Source organism: Pseudomonas soli (genome assembly GCF_900110655.1).
GTDB lineage: Bacteria > Pseudomonadota > Gammaproteobacteria > Pseudomonadales > Pseudomonadaceae > Aquipseudomonas > Aquipseudomonas soli.
In genome coordinates, this window is sequence record NZ_FOEQ01000016.1 from 74,097 (window position 1) to 88,430 (window position 14,334).

At 64.3% G+C, this 14,334-nt stretch carries 11 protein-coding genes, 1 tRNA gene and 1 pseudogene; 9 read left to right on the forward strand and 4 right to left on the reverse strand.

Annotated elements, in window-relative coordinates; genetic code table 11:
- Positions 1 to 4 precede the first annotated feature (4 nt).
- From BMY03_RS24220 to BMY03_RS24250, 7 genes and pseudogenes are all read left to right on the forward strand, one after another.
- Positions 5 to 1,978 carry a heme lyase CcmF/NrfE family subunit gene (locus BMY03_RS24220; RefSeq protein ID WP_177182951.1) on the forward strand — a complete coding sequence of 658 codons (1,974 nt, stop codon included), beginning with the start codon at positions 5 to 7 and terminating at the stop codon, positions 1,976 to 1,978.
- Positions 1,975 to 2,511 (forward strand): DsbE family thiol:disulfide interchange protein, encoded by a 537-nt coding sequence (locus tag BMY03_RS24225; protein ID WP_023632293.1) that lies wholly within the window; start codon positions 1,975 to 1,977, stop codon positions 2,509 to 2,511. Before BMY03_RS24220 ends, BMY03_RS24225 begins: the two co-directional genes overlap by 4 nt.
- Complete coding sequence (locus BMY03_RS24230) at positions 2,508 to 2,984, forward strand: cytochrome c-type biogenesis protein (RefSeq protein ID WP_023632294.1); 477 nt, start codon at positions 2,508 to 2,510, stop codon at positions 2,982 to 2,984. Before BMY03_RS24225 ends, BMY03_RS24230 begins: the two co-directional genes overlap by 4 nt.
- Positions 2,977 to 4,164, forward strand: a complete 1,188-nt coding sequence (gene ccmI / locus BMY03_RS24235; protein WP_038706547.1) for a c-type cytochrome biogenesis protein CcmI — start codon at positions 2,977 to 2,979, stop codon at positions 4,162 to 4,164. Before BMY03_RS24230 ends, ccmI begins: the two co-directional genes overlap by 8 nt.
- A 13-nt stretch (positions 4,165 to 4,177) precedes the next feature.
- Positions 4,178 to 4,603 carry a hypothetical protein gene (locus tag BMY03_RS24240; RefSeq protein WP_038706546.1) on the forward strand — a complete coding sequence of 142 codons (426 nt, stop codon included), beginning with the start codon at positions 4,178 to 4,180 and terminating at the stop codon, positions 4,601 to 4,603.
- A gap of 148 nt (positions 4,604 to 4,751) precedes the next feature.
- Entirely contained in the window at positions 4,752 to 5,540 is a 789-nt protein-coding gene (locus tag BMY03_RS24245) for a PhzF family phenazine biosynthesis protein (RefSeq protein ID WP_094012464.1), read from the forward strand.
- Between the two features lie 168 nt (positions 5,541 to 5,708).
- A pseudogene (locus BMY03_RS24250) lies at positions 5,709 to 6,064 on the forward strand (cupin domain-containing protein).
- A 54-nt stretch (positions 6,065 to 6,118) separates the two neighbouring features.
- Here BMY03_RS24250 and BMY03_RS24255 read toward each other — a convergent pair.
- Both BMY03_RS24255 and BMY03_RS24260 read right to left on the reverse strand, forming a co-directional pair.
- A tRNA-Asn gene (locus BMY03_RS24255) sits at positions 6,119 to 6,194 on the reverse strand.
- A 61-nt stretch (positions 6,195 to 6,255) separates the two neighbouring features.
- Complete coding sequence (locus BMY03_RS24260; protein WP_094012465.1) at positions 6,256 to 7,452, reverse strand: amino acid aminotransferase; 1,197 nt, start codon at positions 7,450 to 7,452, stop codon at positions 6,256 to 6,258.
- Positions 7,453 to 7,740: 288 nt separating this feature from the next.
- On the opposite strand from BMY03_RS24260, the gene uvrB reads away from it, so the two are divergent.
- Positions 7,741 to 9,756 carry an excinuclease ABC subunit UvrB gene (uvrB, locus tag BMY03_RS24265; RefSeq protein WP_038706544.1) on the forward strand — a complete coding sequence of 672 codons (2,016 nt, stop codon included), beginning with the start codon at positions 7,741 to 7,743 and terminating at the stop codon, positions 9,754 to 9,756.
- Positions 9,757 to 9,804: 48 nt separating this feature from the next.
- On the opposite strand, the gene BMY03_RS24270 is transcribed toward uvrB, so the two are convergent.
- Positions 9,805 to 11,355 carry an MDR family MFS transporter gene (locus BMY03_RS24270; RefSeq protein ID WP_094012466.1) on the reverse strand — a complete coding sequence of 517 codons (1,551 nt, stop codon included), beginning with the start codon at positions 11,353 to 11,355 and terminating at the stop codon, positions 9,805 to 9,807.
- Entirely contained in the window at positions 11,345 to 12,400 is a 1,056-nt protein-coding gene (locus tag BMY03_RS24275) for an HlyD family secretion protein (RefSeq protein ID WP_094012467.1), read from the reverse strand. Before BMY03_RS24275 ends, BMY03_RS24270 begins: the two co-directional genes overlap by 11 nt.
- 140 nt (positions 12,401 to 12,540) lie before the next feature.
- Here BMY03_RS24275 and gltX point away from each other — a divergent pair, with 140 nt between their 5' ends.
- Positions 12,541 to 14,022: a glutamate--tRNA ligase gene (gene gltX, locus BMY03_RS24280; RefSeq protein WP_094012468.1), complete on the forward strand. Its 1,482-nt coding sequence runs from the start codon at positions 12,541 to 12,543 to the stop codon at positions 14,020 to 14,022.
- The last annotated feature ends 312 nt before the right edge of the window (positions 14,023 to 14,334 follow it).

Sequence of the window (14,334 nt, forward strand, 5' to 3'; positions counted from 1 at the left end):
CCTGGTGATCCCCGAGCTCGGCCAGTTGGCGATGATCCTGGCCATCTGCTTCGCCGCCGTGCAGGCCAGCGTGCCGCTGCTCGGCGCCTGGCGCGGCGACAGCCTGTGGATGGGCCTGGCGCGGCCGGCGGCCTGGGGGCAGTTCGCCTTCCTGGCCTTCGCCTTTGCCTGCCTCACCCACGCCTTCATGACCGACAACTTCTCGGTCGCCTATGTGGCCAGCAACTCCAACAGCGCCTTGCCCTGGTACTACAAGTTCAGTGCCGTCTGGGGCGCGCACGAAGGCTCACTGCTGCTGTGGGCGTTGATCCTCGGCGGCTGGACCTTCGCCGTGTCGATCTTCTCGCGCCAGTTGCCCCAGGTGATGCTGGCCCGGGTACTGGCGGTCATGGGCATGATCAGCGTGGGCTTCCTGAGCTTCCTGATCATCACTTCCAACCCGTTCCAGCGCCTGCTGCCGCAGGTGCCGGGCGACGGTCGCGACCTCAACCCGTTGCTGCAGGACTTCGGCCTGATCGTCCACCCGCCGATGCTGTACATGGGCTACGTGGGCTTCTCGGTGGCGTTCGCCTTCGCCATCGCCGCCTTGCTCGGCGGGCGTCTGGACGCCGCCTGGGCGCGCTGGTCGCGGCCCTGGACCATCGTCGCCTGGGCCTTCCTCGGCGTCGGTATCACCCTCGGCTCGTGGTGGGCCTACTACGAACTGGGCTGGGGCGGCTGGTGGTTCTGGGACCCGGTCGAGAACGCCTCGTTCATGCCCTGGCTGGTGGGCACGGCGCTGATCCACTCGCTGGCGGTCACCGAAAAGCGCGGGGTGTTCAAGAGCTGGACCGTGCTGCTGGCCATCGCCGCCTTCTCCCTGAGTCTGCTGGGTACATTCCTGGTGCGTTCCGGTGTACTGACCTCGGTCCACGCGTTCGCCGCCGATCCTTCGCGCGGCATCTTCATCCTGTTCTTCCTGCTGTTCGTGGTCGGCGGCTCGCTGACCCTCTTCGCCCTGCGTGCCCCGGTGGTCAAGAGCCAGGTGGGCTTTGCCTTATGGTCCCGTGAAACGCTGCTGCTGGCCAACAACCTGGTGTTGGTGGTGGCGGCGTCGATGATCCTGCTCGGCACGCTGTACCCGCTGGTGCTCGACGCCCTGACCGGGGCCAAGTTGTCGGTCGGCCCGCCGTACTTCGACGCCTTGTTCCTGCCGCTGATGGCGCTGCTGATGGTGGTGCTGGGTATCGGTGTGGTGGTGCGCTGGAAGGACACCCCCGGCAAGTGGCTGGCCGGCATGCTGACCCCGGTGCTGATCGGTAGCGCGGTGCTGGCGCCGATCGCGGGGTTGATCGTCGATGACTTCGACTGGCCGGCCCTCAGCGTGTTCGCCCTGGCCGCATGGGTGGTGCTCGCTGGCGTGCGCGATATCCTCGACAAGACCCGTCACAAGGGCCTGGTCAAAGGCCTGGGTGGCCTTAACCGCAGCTATTGGGGCATGCACCTGGCGCACCTCGGGCTGGTGGTCTGCGCCCTGGGCGTGGTGCTGTCGAGCAACAACAGCGCCGAGCGCGACCTGCGCATGGCACCGGGTGAGAGCGTCGAGCTGGGCGGTTACCACTTCCTGTTCGAGGGCGCCAAGCACTTCGAAGGCCCGAACTTCATCTCTGACAAGGGCACTATTCGCGTTTCGCGCAATGGCCGCGAAGTGTCCGTGCTGCACCCGGAAAAGCGCCTGTACACCGTGCAGCAGTCGATGATGACCGAGGCCGGCATCGATGCCGGTTTCACCCGCGACCTGTATGTCGCCTTGGGCGAGCCGCTGGAAAACGGCGCCTGGGCGGTGCGGGTGCATATCAAACCCTATGTCCGCTGGATCTGGCTGGGCGGTCTGCTGACCGGCCTGGGCGGCTTGCTGGCGGCCTTCGACCGGCGCTACAGCGTCAAGGTCAAGACCCGGGTGCGTGAGGCCCTGGGCGTGTCTGGAGCAACTGCATGAAGCGTTGGATCATGGTGGTGCCCCTGGCGGTGTTCCTGCTGGTGGCGGTCTTTCTCTACAAGGGGTTGTTCCTCAAGCCCGACGAACTGCCTTCGGCGATGATCGGCAAACCATTCCCGGCGTTCTCCCTGGCGTCGGTGCAGGATGACCGCACCCTGACCCAGGCCGACCTGCTCGGGCGCCCGGCGCTGGTCAACGTGTGGGGCACCTGGTGCCCGTCCTGCAAGGTCGAGCACCCCTACCTGAACCAGCTGGCCGAGCAGGGCGTGGTAATCCACGGGGTCAACTACAAGGACGACAACGCCGCCGCGCTGAAGTGGCTGGCCGAGTTCCACAACCCTTACCAGCTGAACATCGCCGACCAGCAAGGCACGCTGGGCCTGGACCTGGGCGTGTATGGCGCGCCGGAAACCTTCCTGATCGACGCCAAGGGCATCATCCGCTACAAGCATGTCGGCGTGGTCGATGCCACGGTGTGGCGCGAGCAGTTGGCGCCGCTGTACCAGGGCCTGGTCGACGAGGCCAGGCCATGAAGCGCTGGCTTACTGCTGCCGTGCTTGGCCTGAGCCTGGCCGGGGTGGCCAAGGCCGCCATCGACACCTACCAGTTCCGCGACGAAGCCGAGCGCGAGCGCTACCAGCAACTGACCAAGGAACTGCGCTGCCCCAAGTGCCAGAACCAGGACATCGCTGATTCCAACGCACCGATCGCCGCCGACCTGCGCCGCGAGATCTTCCGCATGCTGGGTGAAGGCAAGAACAACCAGCAGATCGTCGATTTCATGGTCGATCGCTACGGTGACTTCGTGCGCTACAAACCGGCGCTGAGCGGGCGCACCTGGCTGCTCTGGTTCGGCCCGGGGATTCTCCTGGCCGGTGGTTTCGTGGTGTTGGCGGTGATCGTCCGCCGTCGCCGCGGGCAGGCTGTGGCCGGCAACACCGAACTGTCCGCCGACGAACGCGAGCGTCTGGCCAAACTGCTGGATAAAGAACATACCCATGACTGAATTCTGGCTTAGCGCGGGCCTGTTGTTGCTCGCCGCCCTGGCTTTCCTGCTGCTGCCGATCCTGCGTGGCCACCGCCGTCAGCAGGCCGAACAAGACCGTACCGCCCTCAATGTGGCGCTCTACGAGGAGCGCGTCGCCGAACTGTCCGCCCAGCAGGCGGCCGGGGTGCTTGACGACCGGCAATTGGCCACGGGGCGTGACGAAGCCGCCCGCGAGCTGCTGGCTGACACCGAACGCGACGATGCGGTGCGCCAGGGCCGCCTGGGCAAGGCCATTCCGTTGCTGGCGGCGGTGCTGGTACCGGTGATGGCTCTGGGGCTCTACCTGCACTTCGGCGCAGCCGACAAGGTCGAGTTGACCCAGGAGTTCGCCAGCGCGCCGCAGTCGATGAGCGAAATGACCACACGCCTGGAGCGCGCGGTGCAGGCCCAGCCGGACTCGGCCGAGGGCCTGTACTTCCTTGGCCGGGCATACATGGCCGAGCAGCGGCCGGCTGATGCGGCCAAGGCCTTCGAGCGTGCCGTGGCCCTTGCCGGGCGCCAACCCGAGCTGCTCGGGCAATGGGCCCAGGCGCTGTACTTCGCCGCCGACAAACAATGGTCGGCGCAACTGCAGGCGCTCACCGATGAAGCACTGAAAGCCGATCCACGAGAAGTCACCAGCCTTGGCCTGCGTGGCATCGCTGCGTTCGAGGGCGAACGCTTCCAGGAAGCCATCGACTTCTGGCAGCGCCTGTTGGCGCAATTGCCGGAGGGTGATGCCTCTCGTGCCGCGCTGCAGGGTGGCATCGATCGTGCCGCCGACAAGCTCAAGGCCGGGGGCGGCAAGGTCGCCGAGGCCGCGCGCCTGAAAGTACGGGTCGAGCTGGGCGCGGCGCTCAAGGACAAGGTGCGCCCGGATGACACCGTGTTCATCTTCGCCCGTGCCAGCAATGGCCCGCCCATGCCGCTGGCGGCCAAGCGGGTGACGGTGGCGCAGTTGCCGATCGAAGTGGAGCTGTCGGATGCCGACGCGATGATGCCGCAGATGAAACTGTCGGACTTCACCGAAGTCCAACTGGTTGCCCGAGTCTCGCGCGCCGGCGTGCCGACTCGCGGCGAGTGGAAGGGCCAGAGTGCGCCACTGGCCACCACCACCCAGGCCACCCAGCACCTGACCATCGACAGCCCCGATTCGTAAGAGAGCAACCGTCATGAACAGCACCGTCCGCCTGACCCTGATCACCCTGGCCCTGGGTCTTTCCGCGTGTACGGTGCACCAGCCGGGGGAGCGTGAACCGCTGCCACCGATCGAGACCACGCCGCCACCGCACCAGGGGCCTGTGGTCAAGCCATTGCCAGGCGGGCAGCCCGGCACCCAGCCGAGCAAGCCGGCGGCGATTCCCAAGCCCATGCCGCGCACCTCCGCAAGCTTCGCGCCGCCGCCCGGTGGCGCCAGCCATTGGGATCCGAAGCTTGGGGTCTATGTACTGGAGAAGCAACCCAATACGTTCTACCGCCAGCGCACCTACTACCGCTGGAACAACGGCTGGAGCTGGTCGCTGAGCCCCAGTGGGCCTTGGCAGGAAACCGACAGCAGTGGCGTGCCGGGCGGCTTGGGCAGGGCGTTCGCGCAGTAGCGATCATCTGCCAGGTGCGAGCGGGATGGGTTCGATGATTAGCCGGCGATGCCCGCTGCGTTGAGGGTGCTGGGCAATACGGTTCCGGTTAGCGGTTGAATCTTGTTCGAGTCCGCCCGGTGCTGCGCCGGGCTTGAGGAGCCTTTGCATGCAACTAGAGATTTTTCAGGTCGATGCCTTTTCATCCGTGCCATTCGGCGGTAACCCGGCGGCGGTGATTCCCCTGCAACAGTGGCTGCCCGACGACGTTCTGCAGCGCATCGCCGAGGAAAACAACCTGTCCGAAACGGCGTACTTCGTACGAAATGGCGAAGCGTTCGATCTGCGCTGGTTCACCCCGGCGGTGGAAGTCGACCTGTGTGGGCATGCGACATTGGCCGCGGCCTGGGTGCTATTCGAGCAACTGGGGGAGCAGGCTGAGGTGCTGCGCTTCAATACCCGCAGCGGGGAATTGCGGGTGAGCCGCAACGCTGATGGTCTGCTGGCAATGGATTTCCCGGTCAAGCAGCCGGTTGCCGTCGAGATTGCGCCGGGGTTGCTCGAGGCGTTGGGGTTGAGCGAGGCCCGGGCGTTGTATCGGACGGACGATTATGTATTGGTGATCGACGATGCTTCGCTGATCGAAGGGCTCAAGCCGGATTTCGTGGCGTTGTCGTCATTCGATGTGCGGGGGATTGCAGTGACGGCGGCGGGGCGGGGGTTCGATTTCGTCACGCGATGGTTCGGGCCCAGGGTGGGGGTCAATGAAGATCCGGTGACCGGGTCGGCCCACACTTCCCTGGCGCCTTATTGGGCCGAACGGCTGGGCAAAAACAGCTTGCGCTGTGAGCAGGGTGGGGCGCGCAAGGGGCAGTTGCAGTGTGATGTGCCGGGCAATGGGCGAGTGATCATCAGTGGGCGGGGGGCGCTGTATCTGCGGGGTGTGATTTTTATTTGAGTGCCACTGGCGGGCGGCCAATCGGCCTCCCGCTATTTCCGCGAATTGGCCGTTTGCCCTTTGTGACGCCGGGCTTAACCTGCAGGCAGATCCCTACAGGAGAAGCCCCATGCGTTCTGTCCATTTCCCCGCGGCCCTGCTGACGCTCGGCCTGCTCGCCCACTATCGCTGGCCTGGGCCCATGGCGAAAAGCCCGATCAGGTCAGGATCCTCCAGGAGCAGCTCCCCACCAATTCCCCTGGCAACAAAGCCGTGATGCTCACGGTGAGCTATGCCCCTGGCGAGGCATCGCCCGGCCACTGGCATCCGGGTGCGGTCATGGCCTATGTGCTGGAAGGCGCGGTGACATCCAAGCTCAATGACGAATCGGAGAAGACCTACAAGGCCGGCGAATTCTGGTACGAGGCTCCGGGTCGGTGCACAGCGTCTCGCGCAATGCCAGTAAAAGTGCCCCAGCCAAGCTGCTGGTATGGAGCCTGGTGGAAGAAGGCAAGCCGGTGACCGAGCCGTTGCCCAAGCGCTGAATCGCAGGTAATAAAAAACCTCCAGTGCATGCGCATCTGGAGGTTTTCAGAGTTTGGCTCCGCGACCTGGACTCGAACCAGGGACCCAATGATTAACAGTCATTTGCTCTACCGACTGAGCTATCGCGGAATCTGCGCGTATCTTACTGCGTGTCTCGGGGAAGTCAAGCTTCCCCTAGACAATCAAGCAGTTACAGCACTTCTACGATGGCCTTGGTGACCACGTGGATGTTGCTCTGGTTCAGCGCGGCGACCGCGATGCGGCCTGTGTCCAGCGCGTAGATGCCGAACTCGTTCTTCAGGCGTGCCACTTGTTCAACGGTCAGGCCCGAGTAGGAGAACATGCCGCACTGGCGGCCGACGAAGCTGAAGTCACGCTTGGCGCCGTACTCGGCCAGCAGCTCGACCATCTGCTTGCGCATGCCGTGGATACGCTCGCGCATCTCGGCCAGCTCGGTTTCCCACATCTGGCGCAGCTCGGGGCTGTTGAGCACCGCGGCGACGATGCTGGCACCGTGGGTCGGCGGGTTGGAGTAGGTGGTGCGGATAACCCGCTTGACCTGCGACAGCACGCGGGTGCTCTCGTCCTTCGAGGCGGTGACGATCGACAGCGCGCCGACACGCTCGCCGTACAGCGAGAACGACTTGGAGAACGAGCTGGAAACGAAGAACTCCAGGCCCGACTCGGCGAACAGGCGAACGGCAAAGGCGTCTTCGTCGATGCCGGCACCGAAGCCTTGGTAGGCCATGTCGAGGAAGGGGATGTGGCCTTTTGCCTTGACTACTTCCAGCACATTTTTCCAGTCGTCCAGCGACAGGTCGACGCCGGTCGGGTTGTGACAGCAAGCGTGCAGCACGATGACCGAACCAGATGGCAGGCTGTTCAGGTCTTCGAGCATGCCGGCGCGGTTGACGTCCTGGCTGGCGGCATCGTAGTAGCGGTAGGTCTGTACCGGGAAACCGGCGCTCTCGAACAGCGCACGGTGGTTTTCCCAGCTCGGGTCGCTGATGGCGACTACGGCGCCCGGCTGCAGGCGCTTGAGGAAATCGGCGCCGATCTTCAGCGCGCCGGTACCGCCGACGGCCTGCACGGTGACCACGCGGCCTGCGGCCAGCAACGGCGATTCGGCGCCGAAGATCAGCTTCTGCACGGCCTGGTCGTACTGGGCGATGCCGTCGATCGGCAGGTAGCCGCGGGAGGCGTGCTGGGCGGCACGGGCGGTCTCGGCTGCGATCACCGCGCGCAGCAGCGGGATGCGGCCTTCCTCATTGCAGTAGACGCCCACGCCCAGGTTCACCTTGTCGGTGCGTGGGTCGGCGTTGAATGCTTCGTTGAGGCCCAGGATAGGGTCGCGGGGTGCCAGCTCGACAGCGGAAAACAGGCTCATTGTTACCTTGGCTCTGATAGGAGAGTGATAGGGTCGCCACGCTCCAGCCGAAGGCACTGAAGCGGTGCGCAAACGGGGAGTCAGTATAGTGATACCCACCGGTCACTGCGACAGTCTGGCGCAGCTTTTCCGGCTGTTTGCGCAAATATTTTTCGACCATTGGTCGAATTGCCCGGTCCATTGCCTTGAAGGGGCGAGGGTCGCACTTGAATCTGGCGCCCGGGGGGCGCATTTGGGTATAGACTACTGGCTAAATTTACAGTTGCCGCGACATCCACGAGGTCCGTCATGTCCGAGTTCCAGCTCGTCACCCGCTTCCAGCCGGCCGGCGATCAGCCCGAGGCCATCCGCCAGATGGTCGAGGGTATCGACGCCGGCCTTTCGCACCAGACCCTGCTCGGGGTGACCGGCTCGGGCAAGACCTTCAGCATCGCCAACGTCATCCAGCAGGTGCAGCGCCCGACCATGGTGCTGGCGCCGAACAAGACCCTGGCCGCCCAGCTGTACGGCGAGTTCAAGGCATTCTTCCCGAACAACGCCGTCGAGTATTTCGTTTCCTATTACGACTACTATCAGCCGGAAGCCTATGTTCCGTCGTCGGACACCTTCATCGAGAAGGACGCCTCGATCAACGACCATATCGAACAGATGCGCCTGTCGGCGACCAAGGCGCTGCTGGAACGACGCGACGCGATCATCGTCACCACCGTGTCGTGCATCTACGGCCTGGGCAGCCCCGAGACGTACCTGAAGATGGTCCTGCACGTCGATCGTGGCGACAAGCTCGACCAGCGCGCCCTGTTGCGCCGCCTGGCCGACCTGCAATACACCCGCAACGAGATGGATTTCGCCCGCGCCACCTTCCGCGTGCGCGGCGACGTGATCGACATCTTCCCGGCCGAATCAGACCTCGAGGCCATCCGCATCGAGCTGTTCGACGACGAAGTGGAGAACATCGCCGCTTTCGACCCGCTTACCGGCGAGGTCATCCGCAAGCTGCCGCGTTTCACCTTCTACCCCAAGAGTCACTACGTGACCCCGCGGGAAACCCTGGTCGAGGCAGTGGACGGCATCAAGGAAGAGCTCAAGCAGCGCCTCGAGTACCTGCACGCGAGCAACAAGCTGGTCGAGGCCCAGCGCCTGGAGCAGCGCACCCGTTTCGACCTGGAGATGATCCTCGAACTGGGCTACTGCAACGGCATCGAGAACTACTCGCGCTACCTCTCCGGCCGCCCGGCCGGCGCGCCGCCGCCCACGCTCTACGATTACCTCCCGGATGACGCGCTGCTGGTGATCGACGAATCACACGTCAGCGTTCCGCAGGTCGGCGCCATGTACAAGGGCGACCGCTCACGCAAGGAAACCCTGGTGGAGTATGGCTTCCGCCTGCCGTCGGCACTCGACAACCGTCCCATGCGTTTCGATGAATGGGAGGCGGTCAGCCCGCAGACCATCTTCGTCTCCGCCACCCCTGGCCCCTACGAGGCCGAGCATGCCGGGCGGGTGGTTGAGCAGGTGGTGCGGCCGACCGGCCTGGTCGACCCGCAGGTCGAGGTGCGTCCGGCACTGACCCAGGTCGACGACTTGCTGTCGGAGATCGGCAAGCGCGTCGCCCTGGGCGAGCGCGTGCTGGCCACCACGCTGACCAAGCGCATGGCCGAGGACCTCACCGATTACCTGGCCGATCACGATGTGCGGGTGCGCTACCTGCACTCGGACATCGACACCGTCGAGCGGGTCGAGATCATCCGCGACCTGCGCCTCGGCACTTTCGACGTGCTGGTGGGGATCAACCTGCTGCGCGAGGGTCTGGACATGCCCGAGGTGTCGCTGGTCGCGATCCTTGACGCCGACAAGGAGGGCTTCCTGCGTTCGGAACGCTCGCTGATCCAGACCATCGGCCGTGCCGCACGTAACCTCAACGGTAGGGCGATCCTCTACGCCGACAACATCACCGGCTCCATGCAGCGAGCCATCGATGAGACCGAGCGGCGCCGCGAGAAGCAGGTCGCTTTCAACCAGGCCAACGGCATCGTGCCCAAGGGCGTGGTCAAGGACATCACCGACATCCTCGAAGGCGCCACCGTGCCTGGAGCCCGCAGCAAGAAGCGCAAGGGCATGGCCAAGGCGGCGGAGGAGGCCGGGCGTTACGAGGTCGAGCTGCAGACCCCGGCGCAGATCACCAAGCGCATCAAGCAACTGGAAGAGAAGATGTTCCAGTTCGCCCGCGACCTGGAGTTCGAAGCGGCGGCGCAATTGCGCGACGAGATCGGACAGTTGCGCGAGCGGCTGATCGCCAGCTGATTGCCGCCTGTTAGTGTTATGTGGTGTGGAAGCGGGCTTGCCAATGGGTCAATGGGCTTCCCCAGCTTTCAACCCCTGCGGCAGCTTGCGCGTCAACAGCACCGCCAGCATGCTCACCACAAGGCCGATGCCGACGAAATGGAAGGCATCGTTGTAGGCCATGATCAGGGCCTGCTGGTGGGTGATCTCCGACAGCTTGCCCAGTGCCGCGTTGTCGCTGCCCAGGCGTTCAGCCAGTTGCGCCAGGCGTTCGGCCACCTGCGGATTGCTCGGCACCACCGCCTCGCGCAAATAGTCGAAATACACTTTGGTCCTCGCATCCAGCAGCGTTGCCAGCAGGGCTATGCCGATGGCACCCCCCAGGTTGCGCAGGATATTGAACAGGCTCGAAGCCGACCCCGCGTCCTGCGGCTGGATGTAAGCCGTGGCAATCAGCGAGATGGTCACCATGATCATCGGCTGGCCGAGGGCCCGGATCACCTGGATCTGGTTGAACTGCGGGCCGGCAAAGTCCGGGTTGAGCACGCCGGAGCCGAAACTGGCTGCGCCGAACAGGCAGAAGCCCAGGGCGCACAGCACCTTGGGCGGGATCACCTTCATCAGCTGCGGTACCAGAGGGATCAGGAACAGCTGCGGTATGCCCATCCACATGATCACTTTGCCGATCTGCAGCGCGTTGTAGCCCTGCACCTGCGCCAGATAGAGCGGCAACAGGTAGATCGAGCCATACAGGCCGACGCCCATGCCCAGGCTGGCGATGCTCGACAGGCCGAAGTTGCGGTTGCCGAGGATGCGCAGGTTGATCAACGGGTGCGGCCGGGAGAACTGGAGGATCACGAACAGGATAAGGGCGAGCAGGGCGACGGTGCCCAGGCTGACGATCAGGCTCGACTCCAGCCAGTCCTTGCGATGGCCTTCCTCGAGAAACACCTGCAGGCAACCCAGGCCCAGGCCGAGGGTGGCGATACCAGCGTAGTCGGTGCTCTTGAGCAGTTCCCAGTGCGCTTCCTTCTTTTCCAGCCCATAGAGCAGCCCGGCGATCATCAGCAGCCCCGGCGGGATGTTGATGTAGAAGATGTATTCCCAGCCCCAGTTCTCGGTCAGCCAGCCGCCCAGGGCCGGGCCGATGGATGGGGCGAAGGTGGCGGTCATGGCGAACATGGCCATGCCCTTGGCGCGGTGGTGCTCCGGTAGCTTGATGAGCGTCAGGGTGAAGGCCAGCGGGATCAGCGCGCCGCCGGTAAAGCCCTGCAGGGCGCGGAACACAATCATGCTTTCCAGGTTCCAGGCCATCGAGCACAACAGCGACGACACCAGGAAGCCCAGCGATACCCAAACCGCCAGGCGTCGGGCCGAAAGCAGCTGCACCAGCCAGGCGGTCAGCGGGATCATGATGATCTCGGCCACCAGGTAGGAGGTGGAGATCCACGAGCCTTCCTCCAGGGTCGCCGACAGCGCGCCCTGGATGTCCTTGAGCGAGGAATTGGTGATCTGGATGTCCAGCACCGCCATGAAGGCACCGAGCATCACGCTCATCACCGCGATCCAGTCGCGCCGGGTCGGCTCGGCGGTCGGGCGTAACAGCGCGTCACCGGCCATGCTGGTCGTCGTCTTCGCCGCGCAGGTCGACGGTGACGGTCACCGACATGCCTGGGCGGATGCGACCGTGCAGCGGGTTGTCCGCGGCGACGGTCAGCTTGACCGGCAGGCGCTGCACGACCTTGGTGAAGTTGCCGGTGGCGTTGTCCGGCGGCAGCAGGCTGAACTGCGCGCCGGAGGCGGCGAACAGGCTGTCGACCCGGCCTTCGATCGGGGTGTCGGGGTAGCTGTCGAATACCAGCTCGGCGCGTTGGCCGGGGTGCATCCCGCCGATCTGGGTTTCCTTGAAGTTGGCCTGTACCCAGATGTCCTCGTCGGGGACGATCGACATCAGGTAGGCGCCGGCCTGCACCACCTGGCCGTTGCGTGCGTTGCGCTGGCCGATGGTGCCGCTGATCGGCGCGTGGATCGCGCAGCGGGTCAGGTTCAGCTCGGCCTGGGCCAGGTCGGCGTGGGCATTGGCGATCTGCGCGTCGAGGCGCTTGAGCTCGGCGGCCAGGGCGTCGACCTGCTGGCGTTGGCCCTTGAGGTCAGCCTGGGCCTTGTCCACTTGGGAGCGGGCGACATGGCTTTCGGCCGACAGGGTAGTGACCCGCTCTTCGGAGACGAATCCAGGTTTGCGCAGAGCCTGGGCGCGGTTTAGGTCAAGTTGCGAGCGGTCGAGGTTGGCCTGGTTGGCGGCCACCTGGGCCTGGCCCGCGGCGATCAGGCTGCCTTGCTGGGTCAGGCGGCTGCGCGCCTGCGCGAGTTCGGCCTCGCGGCTGGCCAGTGCGGCACGGGCACGCTCGACGGCGAGTTCGAAGTCGGCGGCTTCCAGGCGCACCAACACGTCGCCTTTGCTCACATGCTGATTGTCCTCCACGCGCACCTCGTCGATACGCGCCCCCAACTGGCTGGAGATACGCGTGATCTCGCCCTGCACATAGGCGTTGTCGGTACTCTCGTAGAAGCGTCCCTTGAAGTACCAGTGGGCCAGGAAGGCGAGGCCGACCAGCAGTACCAGGGTAATGAAGACCAGCAAGCGACGTTTGAGTGGGCTAGGCATGGGGGTATTCGTTGAAAAGTGTAAGCAAATTTAACAGCTCTGGATGGCAAGGCCACAAGTGACGATAGCGCCATTGCTGGAGCCCGATGCCTGCTCCCTGCTAACATCGCGCCTTTGTTTCTCTTCGTTCGAGACTCTCAATGACCACCGTTCGCACGCGTATTGCGCCATCGCCCACTGGCGACCCCCATGTCGGCACCGCCTACATCGCCCTGTTCAACTACTGCTTCGCCAAGCAGCACGGCGGTGAGTTCATCCTGCGTATCGAAGACACCGACCAGTTGCGCTCCACCCGTGAGTCGGAGCAGCAGATCTTCGACGCACTGCGCTGGCTCGGCATCGAATGGAACGAAGGCCCGGACGTCGGCGGCCCGCACGGCCCGTATCGTCAGAGTGAGCGCGGGGAGATCTACGCCAGGTATGCCAAGGAGCTGGTCGATGCCGGCCACGCCTTCTATTGCTTCTGCACCGCCGAAGAGCTGGAGCAGATGCGTGCCGAGCAGATGGCCCGCGGCGAAACCCCGCGCTATGACGGCCGCGCCCTGTTGCTGAGCGACGAGGAAGTGCAGCGCCGCCTGGCCGCTGGCGAGCCGCACGTGATCCGCATGAAGGTGCCGAGCGAAGGCATTTGCGTGGTCCCGGACATGCTGCGTGGCGATGTCGAGATTCCATGGGATCGCATGGACATGCAGGTGCTGATGAAGAACGACGGCCTGCCGACGTACTTCCTGGCCAACGTGGTCGACGACCACCTGATGGGCATCACCCATGTGTTGCGTGGTGAAGAGTGGCTGCCATCGGCGCCCAAGCTGATCAAGCTTTACGAGTACTTCGGCTGGGAGCAGCCCAAGCTGTGCTACATGCCGCTGCTGCGCAACCCGGACAAGAGCAAGCTGTCCAAGCGCAAGAACCCGACCTCGGTCACCTTCTACGAGCGCATGGGCTTCATGCCCGAAGCCATGCTCAACTACTTGGGCCGCATGGGTTGGTCGATGCCGGACGAGCGCGAGAAGTTCTCGCTGGCCGAGATGGTCGAGCACTTCGACCTGTCGCGCATCTCCCTGGGCGGGCCGATTTTCGACATCGAGAAACTGTCCTGGCTCAACGGCCAGTGGCTGCGTGAACTGCCGGTGGAAGAGTTCGCCGCGCGCGTGCAGAAGTGGGCGTTCAACAGCGACTACATGATGAAGATCGCCCCGCACGTTCAGGGCCGGGTCGAAACCTTCAGCCAGGTCGCCCCGCTGGGTGGCTTCTTCTTCGAAGGCGCGCTGAAGCTCGACGCCAAACTGTTCGAGAGCAAGAAACTGTCGGCCGACCAGGTGCGCCAGGTGATGCAGCTGATCCTGTGGAAGCTGGAAAGCCTGCGCCAGTGGGAAAAGGATCGCATCACCGCCTGCATCCAGGCCGTGGTCGAGTCGCTGGAGCTCAAGTTGCGCGACGCCATGCCGCTGATGTTCGCCGCCATCACCGGCCAGGCCAGCTCGGTGTCGGTGCTCGACGCCATGGAAATCCTCGGCCCCGACCTGACCCGCTACCGTCTGCGCCAGGCCATCGACCTGCTCGGCGGCGTGTCGAAGAAGGAAAACAAGGAGTGGGAAAAGCTGCTGGCGAAAATCGCCTGATCCAGGCTTTTCCGGCCATGTGGGAGCGAGCTTGCCCCGCGATTGCGATGTCGGATTCATGACCGCCATCGCGGGACAAGCCCGCTCCCACTGGCCGCACTCCTCGCAGAGGGGCAGGGCAGGGCGGTAAGTGATTGTTATCTGTGAAAAATTTTTTGAATATTTTCGAAAATTCGTTTGACAGCCTTGCAATCCGATCTTAATATGCGCCCCGTCCACAGCGATGAACGAAAACGAAACGCCAGGCACCCAGCCAGCGCTTCGGTTCAAAGCGACATTGTGGGGCTATAGCTCAGCTGGGAGAGCGCCTGC